The organism is Segatella copri (genome assembly GCF_002224675.1).
Lineage (GTDB): Bacteria > Bacteroidota > Bacteroidia > Bacteroidales > Bacteroidaceae > Prevotella > Prevotella copri_U.
The window spans coordinates 1-17,586 of record NZ_NMPZ01000012.1 but is presented as its reverse complement, the minus strand read 5'-3'; the positions used below and the strand labels follow the sequence as shown (position 1 = coordinate 17,586).

Sequence of the window (17,586 nt, the reverse complement as noted above, 5' to 3'; positions counted from 1 at the left end):
GAGATCATTAAGGTAACCTGTATAAACAAGATAGAGGAAACCCTCTTAGATGGCAGCGCCATCTAAGAGGGTTTCGTATTTAGCAATGGCATCGCGTATTTCGCTGATGCGGATAAACTCGTTGGCAGAATGGGAGCGGGAAGATTCGCCCGGACCCAGCTTGAAGGATGGGAAATGCATCAATGCCTGATCGCTGAGGGTAGGACTTCCGAATGGCTTCATACCCATAGCTACACATTTTCTGATAAGAGGATGCTCCGGGTCGATGCGCGAAGACTTCAGGCGGAAACTGTGTGCCTTTACCTCGCTCTTGAGGTGCTGGCGGATAAACTCGTAAACCTCCTCGTTGTCGTAAAACTCGTTGGTTCGGATATCCACAAGCATCGTGCACTTATCCGGAATCACATTATGCTGGGTTCCGGCATTCACCACAGTGAGCGTCATCTTGGTAGGACCCAGGAATTCGCTTACCTTCTCGAATTTGTAATCACGAATCCAGCGCATGTCATCCAGTGCCTCGTAGATTGCATTCACTCCTTCGTTTCTTGCCGCATGGCCACTCTTGCCATGAGCAATCACATCCAGCACCATCAGTCCCTTTTCGGCTACGGCAGGATTCATGCCTGTAGGTTCTCCCACAATGGCAAGATCGATGTGTGGAAGCAAGGGTAGGGCACGTGTGATGCCATCCTTTCCCGAAACCTCTTCTTCGGCGGAAGCCAGATAAATCAGGTTGTAGCTCTGCGGCTTCTCCGTCAGCATTCGGAAAATCTGAAGAAGAGAGCACAGTCCGCCACCGCAGTCGTTGCTACCCAAACCATAAAGCACGCCATCTTCTACATCTGGAGAAAAAGGATCACGGCTCCACGAAGCCACGGGCTTCACGGTGTCGATATGGGCATTGAGCAGCAAGGTAGGACGGCTCTCATCGTAGTGAGGGTCGATAATCCAGAGGTTGTTTGCCTCGCGCTGCGGTTCGAAACCATAGCTGCGGATGGTCTGCTCCATGATGTCGGCAGCATCTTTTTCGTTGCGGCTTACCGATGGAGTGGCAATCAGCTTTTTAAGCAGTTCCACCGCATCGCTAACATATTGTTCCTGTGTCATCATAATCTCTCTTTTTAATGTTTTGGGGACAAAGTTACGAAAAAAAGAGCATATAAAGTGGAAAAACCAACATTTTATTTTGTGTTCTTAACAAATTCTATTATCTTTGCACCAATATTATAATACTAAGCTTATGCAAATTAATAGTCATCTTTCGGTTCTGGTTCATGACCTTGCTAAGAAGTGGGGAGATAAGCCTGCGCTTACCTTCAGGAAGTTTGGTGGTGACCAGTGGCAAACGGTTTCATTCAATCAGTTTTCCCTAAGAGTGAAACAAGTGAGCAATGCCCTCCTCAATCTTGGGGCTAAACCACAAGACAAAATTGCTGTCTTCTCACAGAACTGTGTGCATTATCTGTACACCGATTTTGGTGCATACGGTATCAGAGTAACCTCCGTTCCTTTCTATGCCAACAGCAGTGAGCAGCAGATTCAATATATGATCAATGATGCCCAGATTCGCTTTCTCTTCGTTGGCGAACAGGAGCAGTATGACAAGGCACATCGTATCTTTGCCCTCTGCCCATCCCTGGAGCGCATCATCATCTTCGATTCCAGTGTGCGCATCAGTACACACGACCCTGCAGCCCTCTATTTCAAGGACTTCCTGAAGTTGGGTGAGAATCTTCCACGTCAGACCGAAGTGGAGGAACTCTACAAGCAGGCAAGTATGGATGATTTGGCCAACATCCTCTATACCAGTGGAACTACCGGTGACAGCAAGGGCGTTATGCTGACCTATAGCCAGTATTATGCTGCTTTGAAGGCAAACAATGAGTGCATTCCTGTTACCGAAAAGGATCGTGTCATAGATTTCCTTCCATTCACCCATATCTTTGAGCGTGGATGGGCATATCTCTGCTTGAGTGAGGGAGCCCAGCTCATCATCAATACCTATCCACAGGAGATTCAGGAGAGTATGCGCGAAATGCGCCCTACCTGTATGTGCAGTGTGCCTCGTTTCTGGGAGAAGGTGTATATCGCCGTAAAGGCTAAGATGGATGATGCTGGTCCTGTCAAGAAGAAGCTCTTCTACCATGCTCTGGCAGTGGGTAGGAAGCGCAATATCGAGTATATAGCCAACTGCAAGCGCCCTCCTTTGGCTCTGGAGCTGGAATATAAGATTGTCAACAAGACTATCCTGAGCATTGTGCGCAAGCAGTTGGGCTTGGATAATCCTAATATCTTCCCTACGGCAGGCGCTTACGTAAGTCCTGAGGTGGAGGAGTTCGTACATGCCATCGGTATCAATATGGTGGTGGGTTATGGCTTGACAGAGAGTCTTGCTACCGTATCTTGCGATCATCTCGACAAGAAGCGCAGCCTGGGTTCTGTGGGTCGTCCTATCTCCTGCATCCAGGTCAAGATCGGTGAGGATAACGAGGTGCTCCTCAAGGGACCTACCATCACTCCAGGATATTATCATCGCGATACCACCAATGCCAAGGCCTTCGATAAGGATGGATTCTTCCATACCGGTGATGCCGGCTATCTGAAGGATGGTGAGCTTTACCTCACCGAGCGTATCAAGGATTTGTTCAAAACTTCGAATGGTAAATATATCGCTCCGCAGCAGGTGGAGTCTTTGCTCCTGGTGGATAAGTTCATTGATCAGGTGGCAGTCATCGCCGACCAGCGCAAGTTCGTTTCAGCCCTCGTTGTACCTGAGTTCCGTCTCGTAGAGGATTGGGCTCGTGAGCATCACATCGCCTTCGCCTGCCGTGAGGACCTGTGTGCCAACGAGAAGGTGCAGAAGATGTTGATGGATCGCATCCAGATTCTTCAGCAGCACCTGGCTTATTATGAGCAAATCAAGCGTATCACCCTTCTGGCTCACCATTTCTCTATGGAGTCGGGAGAGTTGACCAATACATTGAAGATTCGCCGTCCTATCATCAACAAGAACTATAAGGCGGAGATTGACAAAATGTATGAGGAATAATGGTTTTACTTTAAAATTCAAAATTCAAAGTTAATGATTACAGCTGACCAGTTGAAAGATGTGATGGACAGAGCCGATGCTCTCCATCATTATCTCAATATCGACCAGAAGAAAGTAGAATTCGAGGAGGAGCAGCTCCGCACCCAGGCTCCTGACTTTTGGGAAGACCCAAAGTATGCGCAGGAACAGATGAAGAAGGTGAAGAGCATCCAGAAATGGCTCGATGGCTATAAGACCGTGCGCCTTTATGCCGATGAATTGAAGCTCGCCTTCGATTTCTATAAGGACGATATGGTGACCGAGGAAGAGGTGGATGCCGATTACAGCAAGGCTATCAAGGCTATCGAAGACCTGGAGTTGAAGAACATGCTTCGCCAGAAGGAAGATCCGATGGACTGCGTGCTCAAGATCAATTCCGGTGCCGGTGGTACGGAAAGTCAGGATTGGGCGCAGATGCTGATGCGTATGTATATGCGCTGGGCTGAGGCTCATGGCTACAAGGTAACCATCACCGATATGCAGGAAGGCGATGAGGCTGGTATCAAGAGCGTGACGATGACCATCGAGGGCGGCGAGTTCGCCTATGGTTATCTGAAGAGCGAGAATGGTGTGCATCGTCTGGTGCGTGTATCTCCTTTCAATGCTCAGGGCAAGCGAATGACCAGTTTTGCCAGTGTCTTTGTTACTCCGTTGGTGGATGATACCATCGAGGTGTATGTAGATCCTGCCAAGCTCTCCTGGGATACTTTCCGTTCGAGTGGTGCCGGTGGTCAGAATGTAAATAAGGTGGAGTCGGGTGTCCGTCTGCGTTATTGGTACACAGATCCTGATACGGGCGAGGAGGAAGAAATCCTCATCGAGAACACCGAGACCCGCGACCAACCGAAGAACCGTGCCAAGGCATTGTTGCTCTTGAAGAGTCAACTCTACGACCGCGCCATGAAGAAGCGCCTCGAAGCCAAGGCGAAGATAGAGGCTGGCAAGAAGAAGATAGAATGGGGAAGCCAGATTAGAAGCTATGTCTTCGACGACCGTCGTGTGAAAGACCATCGTACCAACTATCAGACCTCTGATGTGGATGGCGTGATGGACGGCAAGATAGATGATTTCATCAAGGCATACCTGATGGAGTTCCCAACTACCGATGACGAACAATAGAATTATAACAACCTAAAAATAAGATAACTATGAGTGGAAATAAAGATTTAAGAAGAGCCAAGCATGAGGCTTATCAGAAGAAGCAGGCTGCCAAGGGCGAGAAAGTAGTAAAGTGGATTTTCATCTCTTTGATTGCACTGGGTGCTCTCTTTGCCATCTATGCAGCTTCTATAGCTTAATAAACTTCTATTGCATAAAAAGAGTAAGAAATGAGTGGATTGGAAATAGAAAGAAAATTCCTCGTCAAGAAGGGCGACGCTTACAAAAGCGCCGCCTTTTCTAGTAGTCATATCCAGCAGGGATATATTCCGGCTGAGGGGGCTACGGTGCGCGTTCGCACCCGAGACGACAAGGCTTACCTTACCATCAAGGGTAAGTCGGTGAATGGCGGAATGACCCGCTATGAGTTTGAGAAGGAGATTACCATGGACGAGGCGCAGCATCTCCTGCAACTTTGTCAGGGAGGCGTGATTGATAAGCGCCGCTATCTCGTGAAAAGCGGTAATCATATCTTCGAGGTGGATGAGTTTTATGGTGACAACGAAGGCTTGGTGATGGCGGAGGTAGAGCTGGAAAGCGAGACCGAAGCTTACGAGAAACCGGATTTCATCGATCGCGAAGTAACAGGCGACAAACGCTTCTATAATTCGCATCTTTTGACAAATCCATTCTATAAATGGCGTGATTCGCTATAAAATTGTATAATTATTTAAGATTTTGCATAATTTACTTTCGATTTATACGCTTATTTGGATTATTTTTTATAATTTTGCAGCATCAAAGAACTGAAGCGTTAAGAAAGATATAATAGCGCTGTGAGTTTGATGTGAAATAATAAAGGAGAATCTAAGTTTTAAAAAGAAATAATATAGTAATAATAAAGAGAAAGTAAAGGAAATGGCAGATTCAAATAGAGGTAGTTTTGGTAGCAAGTTGGGAATGATTCTTGCTACCGCTGGTGGCGCCGTAGGTTTGGGTAACGTATGGCGCTTCCCTTATATGGCTGGTCAGGAAGGTGGCGCAGCCTTTATCTTGGTGTACATCGGAAGCGTGCTTTTGCTCGGTATCCCTTGTATGATTTCGGAGTTTATCATCGGTCGCCACGGTGCTTCCAATACAGCTCGCGCCTATACCAAGCTTGCCAATGGCACAGCCTGGAAGTGGGTGGGATTTCTGGAAGTGCTCACGGGTTTCCTGATTACGGGTTATTATGCCGTGGTTTCGGGTTGGTGCCTTCAGTATGTTTATGCCAGCATTATTGGCGAACTGCATGGTGATGCCAATTATGTGACTCAGTATTTCCAGGAATTTGCTGCCGATCCGTTCCGTCCTGTATTGTGGACGGTGGTTATTTTCCTGATTTGTCATTTCGTGATTATCCATGGTGTTCGTGGCGGTATCGAAAAGGCATCCAAGGTGATGATGCCGCTGCTTTTCATCCTGCTGCTCATCATCGTTGTGGCTTCCTGCCTGTTGCCTGATGCGGGCAAGGGTGTGGAGTTCCTGCTCAAGCCTGATTTTGGAAAGGTAGATCGCAATGTGTTCCTCAATGCTTTGGGACAGTCGTTCTATTCTATGAGTATCGGTATGGGTTGCATCTGTACCTATGCATCTTATTTCAGTCGCCAGACCAATCTCTTTAAGTCGGCATTGCAGATTTCTGTCATCGACTTGATGGTTGCAGTATTGGCGGGTCTGATGATTTTCCCTGCAGCCTTCTCTGTAGGCATTTCGCCGGATAGTGGTCCGTCACTCATCTTCATTACTTTGCCGAATGTCTTCAACAAGGCGTTTGCGGCACTTCCTGTATTGGGATGGATTATTTCCCTGCTGTTCTATGTACTTCTGTCAGTGGCAGCATTGACCTCTCTGATGTCGCTTCACGAGGTGAATACTTCGTTCTTCTACGAGGAGTTGAAGATCGACCGTAAGAAGGGTGCTTGGATTGTAACCATCTCCTGTGCCGTCATTGGTGCATTCTGTTCGTTCTCATTGGGAGCTACCGACAAGCTTTCCTGGTTGGGCAAGACGCTTTTCGATTGGTTTGATTTCATCACCGGACAGATTTTCCTTCCAATGGCAGGCTTGCTTACTTGTCTATTCCTGGGATGGTATGTGCCAAAGAAGATTTTGAAGGATGAGTTTACCAACTGGGGAACCTTGAAGGGTCGCCTCTTTGGCATCTATTTCTTCCTGATTAAGTTCGTGTGCCCAATCCTCATCTTGCTGGTGTTCTTAAACCAGTTTGGAGTTTTGTGATAATCGGAGTTTGGACATAAGCTATATATAATATTAAGGTATATATAATATAAGGTGTAGTTCTTCAATAAACATAGATTCCTACACATTTAACATAAACATAATGGAAACAAGAGGAAATTTCGGAAGCAAGTTAGGCATTATTCTCGCCACGGCGGGATCTGCTGTAGGATTGGGAAACATTTGGCGTTTCCCATATATGACTGGTCAGAATGGTGGTGCAGCCTTCATCCTGATTTATTTAGTCTGCATCATTCTGCTGGGTTTGCCGGGTATGCTGAGCGAATTTATCATCGGTCGTCATTCTGCATCCAATGCAGCCCGTGCTTATACCAATCTGGGTAAGCACAAGGCGTGGGGTGCCTTGGGATTGATGGGCATCATCACTTCCATGATCATCTTCGGATTTTATTCCGTAGTGGCAGGCTGGTGCTTGCAGTATCTTTATGCCAGCATTATTGGTGGCGTGCATGGTGATCCGGAGTATGTGAAGAGCTATTTCCAGACCTTCGCATCCGATCCGATTCGTCCTGTATTATGGGCTTTAGGCTTTATCCTGCTCACCCACATGGTGGTGGTTCGCGGTGTTCGCAACGGTATTGAAAAGGCATCCAAGATCTTGATGCCGCTGCTTTTCATCCTGTTGGTGGTCATCGTGATTGCTTCCTGCTCATTGCCGGGGGCGATGAAGGGAGTGGAGTTCCTGCTGAAACCGGATTTCAGTAAGGTAGATGAGAATGTGCTGCTCGAGGCTCTGGGACAGGCTTTCTTCTCGCTGAGTATGGGTACGGCATGTCTTTGCACCTACGCTTCTTACTTCAACCGACAGACGAATCTCTTGAAATCAGCCACTCAGATTGTAACCATCGATACGGTCATAGCCGTATTGGCAGGATTGATGATTTTCCCTGCAGCTTTCTCTGTGGGAGTTCAGCCGGATAGTGGTCCGTCGCTTATCTTCATCACCCTGCCTAATGTTTTCCAGCAGGCTTTTGGCAATATGCCGGTGGTTAGTTACATCATCTCTGTATTGTTCTATGGCTTGTTGGTGTTGGCTGCTCTTACCTCTACCATCTCGATGCACGAGATTGGTACTGCCTTTATTTATGAAGAGGGCAAGGTAAGTCGTGCGAAGGGAGCCTGGGTTGAGACGATAGTCTGTGGTATTATCGCAGTATTCTGTTCCCTTTCTCAGGGAGCGGTAGAGGGCTTGGGCTTCTTCGGTAAGGATTTCCTCTCCAACTGTGATAATTTGACGGCGCAGCTTCTGATGCCGTTGTCTTCGTTCATCACCTGCCTGTTCCTGGGCTGGTATGTACCAAAGAAGATTGTGCGTGATGAATTCACCAACTGGAATACGGTAAGTGGAAAGCTTTTTCCTGTCTTCCTCTTTACCATCCGATTCATCTGTCCAATCTGCATCTTCCTGATCTTCCTGCATCAGTTTGGAATTATCTAGTTCCTCACATATAGTCTTGTAAGGGCAAAAGCACCATACGCCAATAGGGTACGATGCTTTTGCCCTTACTTTTTATATGCAGGTCTTGCCGGATAGCTAGAAACAGATGTAGGGCTTCAACCTTTCTATTTCGTCTGGTGGGAAATCCTTCAGCAGTTTGAGGTCTTCTATACTATGCAGTGGACCTTTCAGCCTGCGATAATCACAGATTTCCTTGGCTTGATAGAAGTTGAGATAGGGATGTTTCTTGAGCTGGTTGAGCGTTAACTTGTTGAGATTCATCTTGCGGATTTGCTGCTCGTCAATCTTGATATAGGCAATGGAAGATTCGGGCAATCCATCGATTTCTTCCAACTGTTGGGCAGATGCAAATCCTCCCAGCCGTTCTCTGTATCTTACGATGCGGCTGGCATAGTAACTGCCTATACCGGGAATCTTCATCAGCAGCGTCGTATCGGCACCATTGATTTCGATATGCTCGTTGGCTCTCAGCTTATGTGGATAACTATAAACCTTGGTATCATCGTTTCTTCTATTATTATAATAAGGTGTATTGCGCCTTCCGCTTCTTCCATACCCTTCTTTTCCGTAGAAATCAGCCGCAGGCTTGTAATCGTCGGCTATCTGGATAAACGGCAACAGCACCTCGTAGGTTCTCTTGGTGATGCCATAGACTCGGGCGAAATCGGATGGGCGGGAGAAGATGCCGCCTTTCTCCCGGAAACGGATGATGCTTCTGGCTTGCCAGCTTTCTAATCCCAGCCGTTCGAAATCCTCAGCGCTAGCCGTATTGGGATCAAAAGGGAAGAGTTCGTGCACCATACCTTCTTCTTTGCTGTATAAAGGATGAGATTTGGAGGCGTGATGGATTTTGGCAGATGATGCATCTTTCTCTTGATTGCTGTTTGTGGAGTCTAGTTGGGAAGTCACAGGAGCATCGTTCTGCTTTTCCTGAATCAGGAACGTGAGAGAAACACACACAATCATAATGGCAAGCAGGGTGAGGAGAGCTTGTCGGTCTTTCTTTTGAAGGTAAAAAATGTCTTTGAACTTCATAAGCTCCGATTTTATAGGTGAGTCGGGATTACTGGACTCGAACCAGCGACCTCATCGTCCCGAACGACGTGCGCTACCAACTGCGCTAAATCCCGTTTTGTGGTACTTGTGAGTACAAAGACGGTGCAAAGGTACACCAAAATCTCCATAATACCAAATAAAAAAGCACTTTTTTATCTTTTTTGAAAAGTTTTTCACTTAAAAATTTGGTGGAACCAAATAATTGTTGTACCTTTGCACCCGCAAATGAGAAATCATCTGTAAGAGTATGGTGCCATAGCTCAGTTGGTAGAGCAAAGGACTGAAAATCCTTGTGTCCCCGGTTCGATTCCTGGTGGTACCACTTAAAAAGCCGAACTTCTTCAAAGAGGTTCGGCTTTTTTGTGTTTTTAAGGCTTTTGCCCTTTCAGGGCGCATAGCTATCTGGTAATGTTAACCTAGGGCGTTGCCCTAGGCTATGTTGGGGGCTTGGATTCCTGCGTCTTTTTTCTTTCTTTTCCCTTTTTCTTCGATATATTTCGGGTATTTGTCCCTTTTGTTGCTAGATTTGTCTGATATTTAGCGTGAGATTGCGGTATTCTAACCTACTTTTGCAATCGAAATCAAACCAAAAAGCCAAAAGAACAATGAAGAATATTTTAGGAAAAGCCATATTGCTGGCTTCAGCACTCTTGTTTTCTATTACGGGCACGAGTTGCAGCAATGATGATAATACCACTCCCGAAAAGGAGAAGACATACGATATGAGTGGCTTCGCCAAGGGAGCCGATGTAAGTTGGATTACAGAGATGGAGCAGAACGGAAAGAAGTTCTATAACGCCAATGGCAAGGCTACTGAGTGCATGGCGCTTCTCCGCGACCTCGGCATGAACTCCATCCGTCTTCGTGTATGGGTAAACCCTGAGGATGGATGGAACGGAAAGAATGATGTGGTGGCAAAGGCTTGGAGAGCTCAGCAGCTTGGTATGCGTCTGATGATAGACTTCCACTACTCTGATACCTGGGCAGACCCATCCAAGCAGGGTGTTCCTGCTGCCTGGAAAAACTATGACTTCGAGCAGATGAAGCAGGCGGTTGCCGATCATACCAAGGATGTATTGAATGCCTTGAAGGCAAGAGGTGTCAACGTAGAGTGGGTACAGGTAGGTAATGAGACCACCGACGGCATGCTCTGGAATGATGAGGCTGGCGATGCTGCCCTGAAGGTAACAGGCCGTGCCTCTAAGAACATGGCTAATTTTGCCGCTTATATCAATGCCGGTTATGATGCCGTCAAGGCGGTTTATCCGGAGGCTAAGGTGATTGTGCATCTCGATAAGGGAAACAATCTGAGCCAATATACCTGGATGTTTGATGGCTTGAAGCAGAATGGAGCCAAATGGGATGTCATCGGTATGTCGCTCTATCCAGATTGGATTACTGACAAGACCTGGGAGCAGGTATCCGATGCTTGTCTCAGCAACATCAAGACCCTTTCCGGCAAATACAACTGCGATGTCATCATCTCAGAGATTGGTATGGTATGGAATTCTGAGAATGCCGCTCCATTCCTCAAGAAGATGGTGGATGGCTGCAAGGCAATCTCTACCTGCGAGGGTGTGTTCTACTGGGAGCCTGAATGCAACAGCGGCTGGAACGGCTACGACAAGGGAGCCTTCGACAACAGCGGCAAGCCAACCGCAGCACTCGATGCTTTCAAGTAATTGGGTAAGTTAGCTTTCTTCGCTTCCTCTGGGAGCGATAGAAAGCGAATTTTAAAATGGAATATTGTACTAACTTAGAAGAAAAAGATATGATCAAGAGAAGCATTACTTTCGTGTCTCTCGCCCTGGCGTTCTCTACCATGTGCCAGGCGCAGAGCAGAAAAGTCATTAATTTGCCATCGTGGGATTTCTCCCGCGATGGCAAAGCGTGGTCTCAGGTAGCCGTGCCTCACGACTGGGCTATCGCGGGTCCTTTCGATAAGAAATGGGACCTGCAGATGGTGGCTATCGAGCAGAATGGCGAAAAGGAGAAGACCGAGAAGTCGGGACGCTCTGGAGCTCTCCCTTGGATTGGAGAGGGTATGTATAAGATGAATCTTCAGTTGCCGAAGGGCTACAAGCGTGCCGTCCTCGTATTTGATGGTGCGATGAGTCAGCCTGTGGTGAGCGTGAATGGCAAGGAGGCTGGCAGATGGGCTTACGGCTACAATGCCTTCCGCATCGACATCACTCCTTACGTGCAGTTTGGCGGAAAGAAGAATCTCGTAGAGGTTCATCTCAACAATGTAGAGGAAAGCAGCCGATGGTATCCGGGCGGCGGTCTTTACCGTCCGGTTTCCGTGGAACTTTACGGCAACGAGAACTTCTCTACCTGGGATACCTTCGTGCGTACCCTGAAAGCTGATAAGCAGGAGGCAGAAGTAGAAGTGAATGCTCTCTTGGAAGGAAAGATAGGAAAATCGGGCAAGACAGTCATCGCCTTGCTCGATGAGGCTGGTACAAAGGTTGCTGAGCAGACTATCTCTGGTGCAACTCCAGCCATCAAGACTACCCTGAAGGTAGCAAATCCTCAGCTCTGGTCTCCGGAATCTCCTTATCTCTATCAGGTGAAGTTAACCCGATATGAAGGAAAGAAGGTGGCTGATGTCCAGACGCTGAAGACCGGAATCCGTACCATCTCGGTATCCAAGAATAATGGTTTCCAGCTCAATGGCATCACCCGCAAGATCAAGGGTGTCTGCCTGCACCACGACCTCGGTCCGTTGGGAGCTGCAGAGAACAAGGCGGCACTCATCCGCCAGATCAAGACGATGAAGGAGATGGGTTGCGACGCCATCCGTACAGCCCACAACATGCCTTCTACCATGCAGATGGAAATCTGCGATTCCCTCGGTATGATGGTAATGGCTGAGAGCTTCGATATGTGGATTTATCCTAAGTGCAAGAATGGTTATGCCAAGTTCTTCAAGGAGTGGAGCGACAAGGACATCACCAACCTGGTGAAGCATCACCGCAACCATCCTAGCATCATCATGTGGAGCATCGGCAACGAGATTCCTGAGCAGTGGAGCAAGGAGGGGACGGAAATTGCGAAGCATCTGCAGGATCTCTGTCATCAGTACGACCCATCCCGTCCTGTAACCCAGGGTATGGATAGGGCTGAGGATGCCCTGAAGAGTGGATTTGCCCAGGTAATGGACGTTCCGGGCTTCAACTATCGCGTACATAAATATTATAAGAATATCGAGCAGTTGCCTCAGGGCTTCCTTCTGGGTTCCGAGACGGCATCTACCGTCAGCTCCCGTGGCGTGTATAAGTTCCCGGTTCAGGTGCGTGCCAGCGACAACAATCCATACGCCGATGGCCAGTGCTCCAGCTATGATACGGAGTATTGCTCCTGGAGTAATCTCCCGGATGATGACTGGAAGATGCAGGATGACTACAGTTGGGTAATCGGAGAGTTCGTGTGGACGGGCTATGACTATCTGGGCGAGCCGACTCCTTACGATACTTACTGGCCAAGCCGCAGCAGCTACTTTGGTATCTGCGACCTTGCCGGACTTCCAAAGGACCGATATTATATGTATCGTGCCCGCTGGAATGAGCATCAGCATACCACCCATCTTCTTCCTCACTGGAACTGGAAGGGCAGGGAAGGACAGGTTACCCCTGTATATTGCTACACCGATGGTGTGGAAGGCGAGCTTTTCGTAAACGGCAAGAGCCAGGGCAGAGTGCGCAAGGACAAGTCAAGCCGCCTCGACCGCTATCGCCTCCGCTGGAACAATGTGAAGTATGAGCCAGGCGAGATTCGCGTGGTTACCTACAACCAGTATGGCGACAAGGTAGGCGAGGACGTGAAGCGTACAGCCGGAGAACCAGCGCAGATGAAGTTCAGCGTGGAGACTCCAGACCATGAGCCTATCGCCTGCATGGTAGAGGGATGCACCGATGAGCACAACGTACTGCTGAATGCTGATGGCAACGATCTTGCCTTCATCACCGTGAGCCTCCTGGATAAGGACGGCAACGAGTGTCCGCTCGCCGATGATGAACTTACCTTCGAGGTAAAGGGTGCCGGAACCTTCAAGGCAGCATGCAACGGTGATGCTACTTCGCTCGATTCCTTCACTCAGCCACACATGCGACTCTTCTCTGGCAAACTCGTTATTGTTGTTCAGAGCAAGGCACAGAAGGGAGACATCATCCTCACCGTAAAGGATGGCAAGCGCAATATGGAAAAGTCGCTTACGCTGCAGGCAATATAAAGCAGACTTATTAATGATAAATATAGATTCCCCTAGGAGTAGAAGTTCTTACCCCTAGGGGAATTCTTCGTTCAGCGACGTTGAATGTGTGTTCAGCACTGTTGAATGTGTGTTCAGCACTGTTGAACATACGTTCAGCAGTATTGAACGGAGATTTCTTCTAATGGTAGCAACAAATTCTCCTTATTCTATTGTTATTTTTCTCTAATAATATTTGGCATTGTCGTGAATAATGTGTATTTTTGCAGCTATGAACAAATCACTAACCGCTTTATCTAGAGTAAGCATGGCGATAGCTATGCTTTTTATAACCATAGCGCTCCATGCGCAACGTTTCGTCAACACCACCCTGGATGGTGCTCAGGCTGTCTATGCCATTACCCAAGATACATCAGGAGTAGTCTGGCTGGGTACCGACAACGGTCTCTACAGTTATGATGGCTATCACGACTATCGTCATTTTGCTTCCCATACCTTTAGTCATATCCGCATCAATGCGCTCGGCTTCGAGGGTAGCATGCTCTATCTGGCTACGGGCAATGGAATGCTGAAGTTTGATACGCAGAAGGGAATCTATGCTTCTGCGCCAGCGATGGAATCAGATGGAGGCAAGGGCAGTAAAAAGGTGGCAAGGGAGTTGCGAGTGCTTGATATGAAGGGCAGGAAAGATGCCTTTGGCAACGATGTGTATGCTATCCTGCATACACAGAAGGGACTTCTGGTGGGTTCTCTCGCCGGACTCCGTCTCAACCAGCGCCAGATTCTCCTGACTCCCGGAGCACAGCCGCTGGTGAACGCCCTGGCTTACGATGCCAAGCGCCACTGTTACTGGATAGGTACCGAGGGAGCCTTGTACTGCGCCGACCAGGCTTTGCAGAACTTCTCCAAGATTGCGGCGCTGGATGGAAACTCCGTGAAGTGTCTGGACGAAGACCAGGATGGCAATCTCTATATCGGTACAGATAATGGACTTTATCGCATGGCGATGAACAACAGTCTGGAGCATTTCGTTCACGACTCGCGCAATGAGGCAACCATCCCCAACAATATCGTATGGTCCTGTTATGTGGATAAGTGGCAGAATGTGTGGATCGGTACCGATCACGGACTTTCCCGTTTATCTACCCATACCTACTATCGCTTCACTTCGCTCGATAAGATTACCTTCTCGGGCGAGGGAAACTGTCTGCATGCTATCCTTCAGACCCGCAGCGGCGACTGGTGGATGGGCGGAACCAACGGCTTGATTCACTATGCAGAGGGAGTGCGTGTGCAGGGTGCAGCTTCTGAATATCAGAATGTGGTATGGTATAAGCAGAACAATCCTTCGGCTCCTCTAGCTCACAACCGTGTGCGTAAGATTTATGAAGATAAGGAGGGGGATGTATGGATCTGTACAGACCACGGCATCAACCTCTATCAGAAGAGTACGGGAAAGTTGCTCAACTTCATCGTTTATGACAAGACCGGCAAGTATTCTACTGCCTGGGCTTATGATATTCTTCAGGATCAGATGGGCAGAATGTGGATGGCATCTTATCAGGGTGGCGTCTTCGTGCTGGACAAGCAGCGCCTTCTGGCAGCCATCTCGCTCTCATCTGCTGCTACCGCTACCTGTGTGGCAGACCATCATTTCTCAGACAAGGGAAAGAACGCCCTCTCGGGCCTGCACATCGGTCAGCTGGTACTCGATGGAAAGGGAATGGTCTGGGCATCATCTTATAATCATCTCGACCGTATCGATACCCGTACCCTTCGCATCTCTCATATCCCTGGCACTGATGCCATCAATTATCTGATGAAATCAGACAACGGCAATGTGTGGGTAGGATACAATGCCAGCGTGAAGTGCTTTATGGTGAACCTGCCGATGAAGGGCAAGGAACTGGAAAGCAAGGAATGGAAGATTGGTGCGAAGGTAGTCTCCATGTGTGATGTGGCAGACAAGGTCTGGGTGGTGGCAGGCAATGCCTGCAGCGTGCTGGATCCTGAGAACAACAGTTTCCGATTCTTCATTCCGATGGAGAGTCCGAACAATATCTATTATTCCAAGCTGAACCACGAAGTGGTGATGGGTGGCAATGATGGCTTCATCTCCATCCGTGCCGACCTTACCATGCAGAAGGACGACAAGGCGCAGCTGCTCCTGGCGGGTATCGTGGTGAATGGCAGACAGACCCAGGATGCCTTGCTCGACGAGAGCATTGAGGGAACACCGGGTGTTTCGCCCGTGGGACTGAAGACGCTGGTACTGAAGCATGATGAGAACAACTTCACGCTCCAACTGTCTGATTTGCCTTTTGCCGATCATCCTACCGCCGTCTATGCCTACCGTCTGGAGGGTAGCGACCACGAGTGGCATTATCTGGACAAGGGCAATCTTGACATCACTTACAATGGATTGTCGTATGGCGATTATCATCTCACCGTGCATGTGGTGGATGGCGAGGGAAATATCGGAGATGAAGTTTATCAGCTCGAAATCTCCGTTCTTCCACCATGGTATCTCACCATCTGGTGCAAGCTGTTCTATCTTACCCTCCTGATTGTGGGTATAGCCTGGGTCATCAATGCTCATTTCGTAAGAAAGCAGTTGAAGGAGGCGAAAAAGCAGAAGGAGGAAATCCTGGAGCAGGTGCAGGCGCGTATGCAGTTCTATGCCAATCTTGCCGATGACCTGAAGAATGCTGCCGCTCACCGTTCGTTCGAGGAGGTGAATCATCTGGTAGTTTCTAATCTCGATGTGAATGCTTCCGCTGGCGATTCCGAGTCGGCAATGATTGTAGATCTCCATGCTCCTCAGGCTCCGGAAGTTGAGATGGATGAGATGGATAAGAAACTGCTCAACCAGATTCGGGAGATGATAGAAGAGAATATGGTGGATTCTGACTTTAACGTGTCGATGCTTCAGGAGAAGATGGGTATGGGAAACAAGCAGCTTTACCGAAAGTTGAAGGCGCTTACGGGTCAGACTCCGGTGGAGTATATCCGTGATATGAGAATGCAGAAGGCGGCAAAATTATTAAAGGCGGGCAAGTTCAGCGTGTCGGAGGTAATGTACACCGTAGGCTTCTCTAACAGCAGCTATTTCTCCAAATGTTTTTCCAAGGCATTTGGAATGACTCCAACCGAGTTTATGCGCAGCTAAAAAGTATATGGATTAAAGTTCAAACGATATGTTGCCAATATTAACGATTACAGGTTCCGACAGCACCGGTGGCTCTGGTGTGCAGGCGGATATCAAGACGATATTCGAATTGGGAGGTTATGCCGTTTCGGCGATAACCAGCATCACCGTGCAGAATACGCTGGGTATCCAGGAGTTCTTCGATATTCCCGTCGAGATTGTTTCCGGACAGATAGAGGCAATCATGAACGATATGCAGCCCAACATCGTGAAGGTGGGAATGATACGCAAGGTAGAGACGCTGAATGTGCTCATCGATGCCTTGACAAAGTATCGTCCCGACCATATCATCTACGCCCCTTCCATCTGGTCGAGTCAGGGCGATGCGCTGATGACCGAGGATGTGGTGAGCCAGATCAAATACCGTCTGCTGCCGCTCTGCTCGGTAGTTGTGGCGAGAAAGAAGGAGAGTGATATCATTCTTCAGAACTCCCGACTTCTGGAGCTTGCCGAAAAGCAGGGGCTCAGGATTTACCGGCTCGATAATGCCAATTCGCATGGTCTCATCAACCGCTTCTCTTCTGCCCTTGCCATCTATCTGAACCAGGGCAAGAAGATGGAGGAGGCGTTGGCGATGGCGCAGGATTTCATCAATATAGAACTGGCTAGGGAGAGCAATCTGCAGGGCAGGAGTTCTGAACTTTACAACCAGTTTATCTCGCAGGTGAATAACTTCTGCCGCACCTATAGCGATGTGCATTTCTATGCCGACCAGCTGAATGTGAGTGGCCGCTATCTGGCGCAGGTTACCCGCCGTATCTCCGGCAAGACGCCGAAGGCAATCATCGATGAATACATCGTGAAGGAGATTGAACGCGAACTCTCTACCACCACGCATACGGTGCAGGAAATAGCCAATACCTTCGGCTTCTCATCCCAGGCTCATCTCACCAAGTTCTTCAAGAAGATGAGAGGGGTCACGCCTTCTGCTTTCAGGCAGAAAGGCTGAAAACAGGTGGTTTTTGACCAAAAAGTTAAAATAATTAAGTTAAATTAGAAACACGGACAAATTGAATTTGTCCGTGTTATTTTTTTCTTTGCTTTTTAACTCTATGTTTTTCTTCTTGGAACTCATAGACTTAGGAGCCATAAAACTATGAGTTGGTTTCGTTAACATAAAGCTCTAAAGCAGCCTAAGGAGAATAAGAGAGGTTGGAACGTAAACT

General features: G+C 48.2%; 12 protein-coding genes and 2 tRNA genes. 11 read left to right on the top strand and 3 right to left on the bottom strand.

What is annotated here, in order from left to right:
- Positions 1 to 45: 45 nt before the first annotated feature.
- A complete protein-coding gene (locus CFT61_RS08810) occupies positions 46 to 1,110 on the bottom strand; it encodes a M20 family metallo-hydrolase (RefSeq protein WP_089544073.1) in 1,065 nt (354 codons plus the stop codon).
- 130 nt (positions 1,111 to 1,240) lie between these two features.
- On the opposite strand from CFT61_RS08810, the gene CFT61_RS08805 reads away from it, so the two are divergent.
- The 6 genes from CFT61_RS08805 (at position 1,241) to CFT61_RS08785 (ending at position 7,925) form a co-directional block, all read left to right on the top strand.
- On the top strand, positions 1,241 to 3,049 hold the full coding sequence (locus CFT61_RS08805; RefSeq protein ID WP_089544072.1) for an AMP-dependent synthetase/ligase: 1,809 nt from the start codon (positions 1,241 to 1,243) through the stop codon (positions 3,047 to 3,049).
- Between the two features lie 33 nt (positions 3,050 to 3,082).
- The gene (gene prfB, locus CFT61_RS08800) at positions 3,083 to 4,207 is read left to right on the top strand and encodes a peptide chain release factor 2 (protein ID WP_089544071.1); all 1,125 of its coding nucleotides are present in this window, start codon (positions 3,083 to 3,085) and stop codon (positions 4,205 to 4,207) included.
- Between the two features lie 29 nt (positions 4,208 to 4,236).
- Positions 4,237 to 4,386, top strand: a complete 150-nt coding sequence (locus tag CFT61_RS16960; protein ID WP_176425554.1) for a hypothetical protein — start codon at positions 4,237 to 4,239, stop codon at positions 4,384 to 4,386.
- A gap of 30 nt (positions 4,387 to 4,416) precedes the next feature.
- Entirely contained in the window at positions 4,417 to 4,902 is a 486-nt protein-coding gene (locus CFT61_RS08795) for a CYTH domain-containing protein (RefSeq protein ID WP_089544070.1), read from the top strand.
- Between the two features lie 202 nt (positions 4,903 to 5,104).
- Positions 5,105 to 6,466: a sodium-dependent transporter gene (locus CFT61_RS08790; protein WP_089544069.1), complete on the top strand. Its 1,362-nt coding sequence runs from the start codon at positions 5,105 to 5,107 to the stop codon at positions 6,464 to 6,466.
- Between the two features lie 103 nt (positions 6,467 to 6,569).
- Positions 6,570 to 7,925 (top strand): sodium-dependent transporter, encoded by a 1,356-nt coding sequence (locus CFT61_RS08785; RefSeq protein WP_089544068.1) that lies wholly within the window; start codon positions 6,570 to 6,572, stop codon positions 7,923 to 7,925.
- A gap of 96 nt (positions 7,926 to 8,021) precedes the next feature.
- On the opposite strand, the gene CFT61_RS08780 is transcribed toward CFT61_RS08785, so the two are convergent.
- Entirely contained in the window at positions 8,022 to 8,981 is a 960-nt protein-coding gene (locus CFT61_RS08780) for a helix-hairpin-helix domain-containing protein (protein ID WP_089544067.1), read from the bottom strand.
- A gap of 22 nt (positions 8,982 to 9,003) precedes the next feature.
- Positions 9,004 to 9,076: transfer RNA gene (locus CFT61_RS08775), tRNA-Pro, on the bottom strand.
- Positions 9,077 to 9,251: 175 nt separating this feature from the next.
- Between CFT61_RS08775 and CFT61_RS08770 the strand changes: the two genes are divergently transcribed.
- The 5 genes from CFT61_RS08770 (at position 9,252) to CFT61_RS08750 (ending at position 17,369) form a co-directional block, all read left to right on the top strand.
- Positions 9,252 to 9,324, top strand: a tRNA-Phe gene (locus CFT61_RS08770).
- Positions 9,325 to 9,607: 283 nt separating this feature from the next.
- Positions 9,608 to 10,684 (top strand): glycoside hydrolase family 53 protein, encoded by a 1,077-nt coding sequence (locus tag CFT61_RS08765; RefSeq protein ID WP_089544066.1) that lies wholly within the window; start codon positions 9,608 to 9,610, stop codon positions 10,682 to 10,684.
- Between the two features lie 89 nt (positions 10,685 to 10,773).
- On the top strand, positions 10,774 to 13,233 hold the full coding sequence (locus CFT61_RS08760; protein ID WP_089544065.1) for a glycoside hydrolase family 2 TIM barrel-domain containing protein: 2,460 nt from the start codon (positions 10,774 to 10,776) through the stop codon (positions 13,231 to 13,233).
- Positions 13,234 to 13,483: 250 nt separating this feature from the next.
- A complete protein-coding gene (locus tag CFT61_RS08755; RefSeq protein WP_176425553.1) occupies positions 13,484 to 16,381 on the top strand; it encodes a two-component regulator propeller domain-containing protein in 2,898 nt (965 codons plus the stop codon).
- Between the two features lie 28 nt (positions 16,382 to 16,409).
- Positions 16,410 to 17,369 carry a hydroxymethylpyrimidine/phosphomethylpyrimidine kinase gene (locus CFT61_RS08750; RefSeq protein ID WP_089544063.1) on the top strand — a complete coding sequence of 320 codons (960 nt, stop codon included), beginning with the start codon at positions 16,410 to 16,412 and terminating at the stop codon, positions 17,367 to 17,369.
- Positions 17,370 to 17,586 lie beyond the last annotated feature (217 nt).

Excerpts from the sequence above, each read along its gene's own strand:
- CFT61_RS08810 (WP_089544073.1), bottom strand. The coding sequence starts at position 1,110 with ATGATGACACAGGAACAATATGTTAGCGATGCGGTGGAACTGCTTAAA.
- CFT61_RS08805 (WP_089544072.1), top strand. The coding sequence starts at position 1,241 with ATGCAAATTAATAGTCATCTTTCGGTTCTGGTTCATGACCTTGCTAAG.
- prfB (WP_089544071.1), top strand. The coding sequence starts at position 3,083 with ATGATTACAGCTGACCAGTTGAAAGATGTGATGGACAGAGCCGATGCT.
- CFT61_RS16960 (WP_176425554.1), top strand. The coding sequence starts at position 4,237 with ATGAGTGGAAATAAAGATTTAAGAAGAGCCAAGCATGAGGCTTATCAG.
- CFT61_RS08795 (WP_089544070.1), top strand. The coding sequence starts at position 4,417 with ATGAGTGGATTGGAAATAGAAAGAAAATTCCTCGTCAAGAAGGGCGAC.
- CFT61_RS08790 (WP_089544069.1), top strand. The coding sequence starts at position 5,105 with ATGGCAGATTCAAATAGAGGTAGTTTTGGTAGCAAGTTGGGAATGATT.
- CFT61_RS08785 (WP_089544068.1), top strand. The coding sequence starts at position 6,570 with ATGGAAACAAGAGGAAATTTCGGAAGCAAGTTAGGCATTATTCTCGCC.
- CFT61_RS08780 (WP_089544067.1), bottom strand. The coding sequence starts at position 8,981 with ATGAAGTTCAAAGACATTTTTTACCTTCAAAAGAAAGACCGACAAGCT.
- CFT61_RS08765 (WP_089544066.1), top strand. The coding sequence starts at position 9,608 with ATGAAGAATATTTTAGGAAAAGCCATATTGCTGGCTTCAGCACTCTTG.
- CFT61_RS08760 (WP_089544065.1), top strand. The coding sequence starts at position 10,774 with ATGATCAAGAGAAGCATTACTTTCGTGTCTCTCGCCCTGGCGTTCTCT.
- CFT61_RS08755 (WP_176425553.1), top strand. The coding sequence starts at position 13,484 with ATGAACAAATCACTAACCGCTTTATCTAGAGTAAGCATGGCGATAGCT.
- CFT61_RS08750 (WP_089544063.1), top strand. The coding sequence starts at position 16,410 with ATGTTGCCAATATTAACGATTACAGGTTCCGACAGCACCGGTGGCTCT.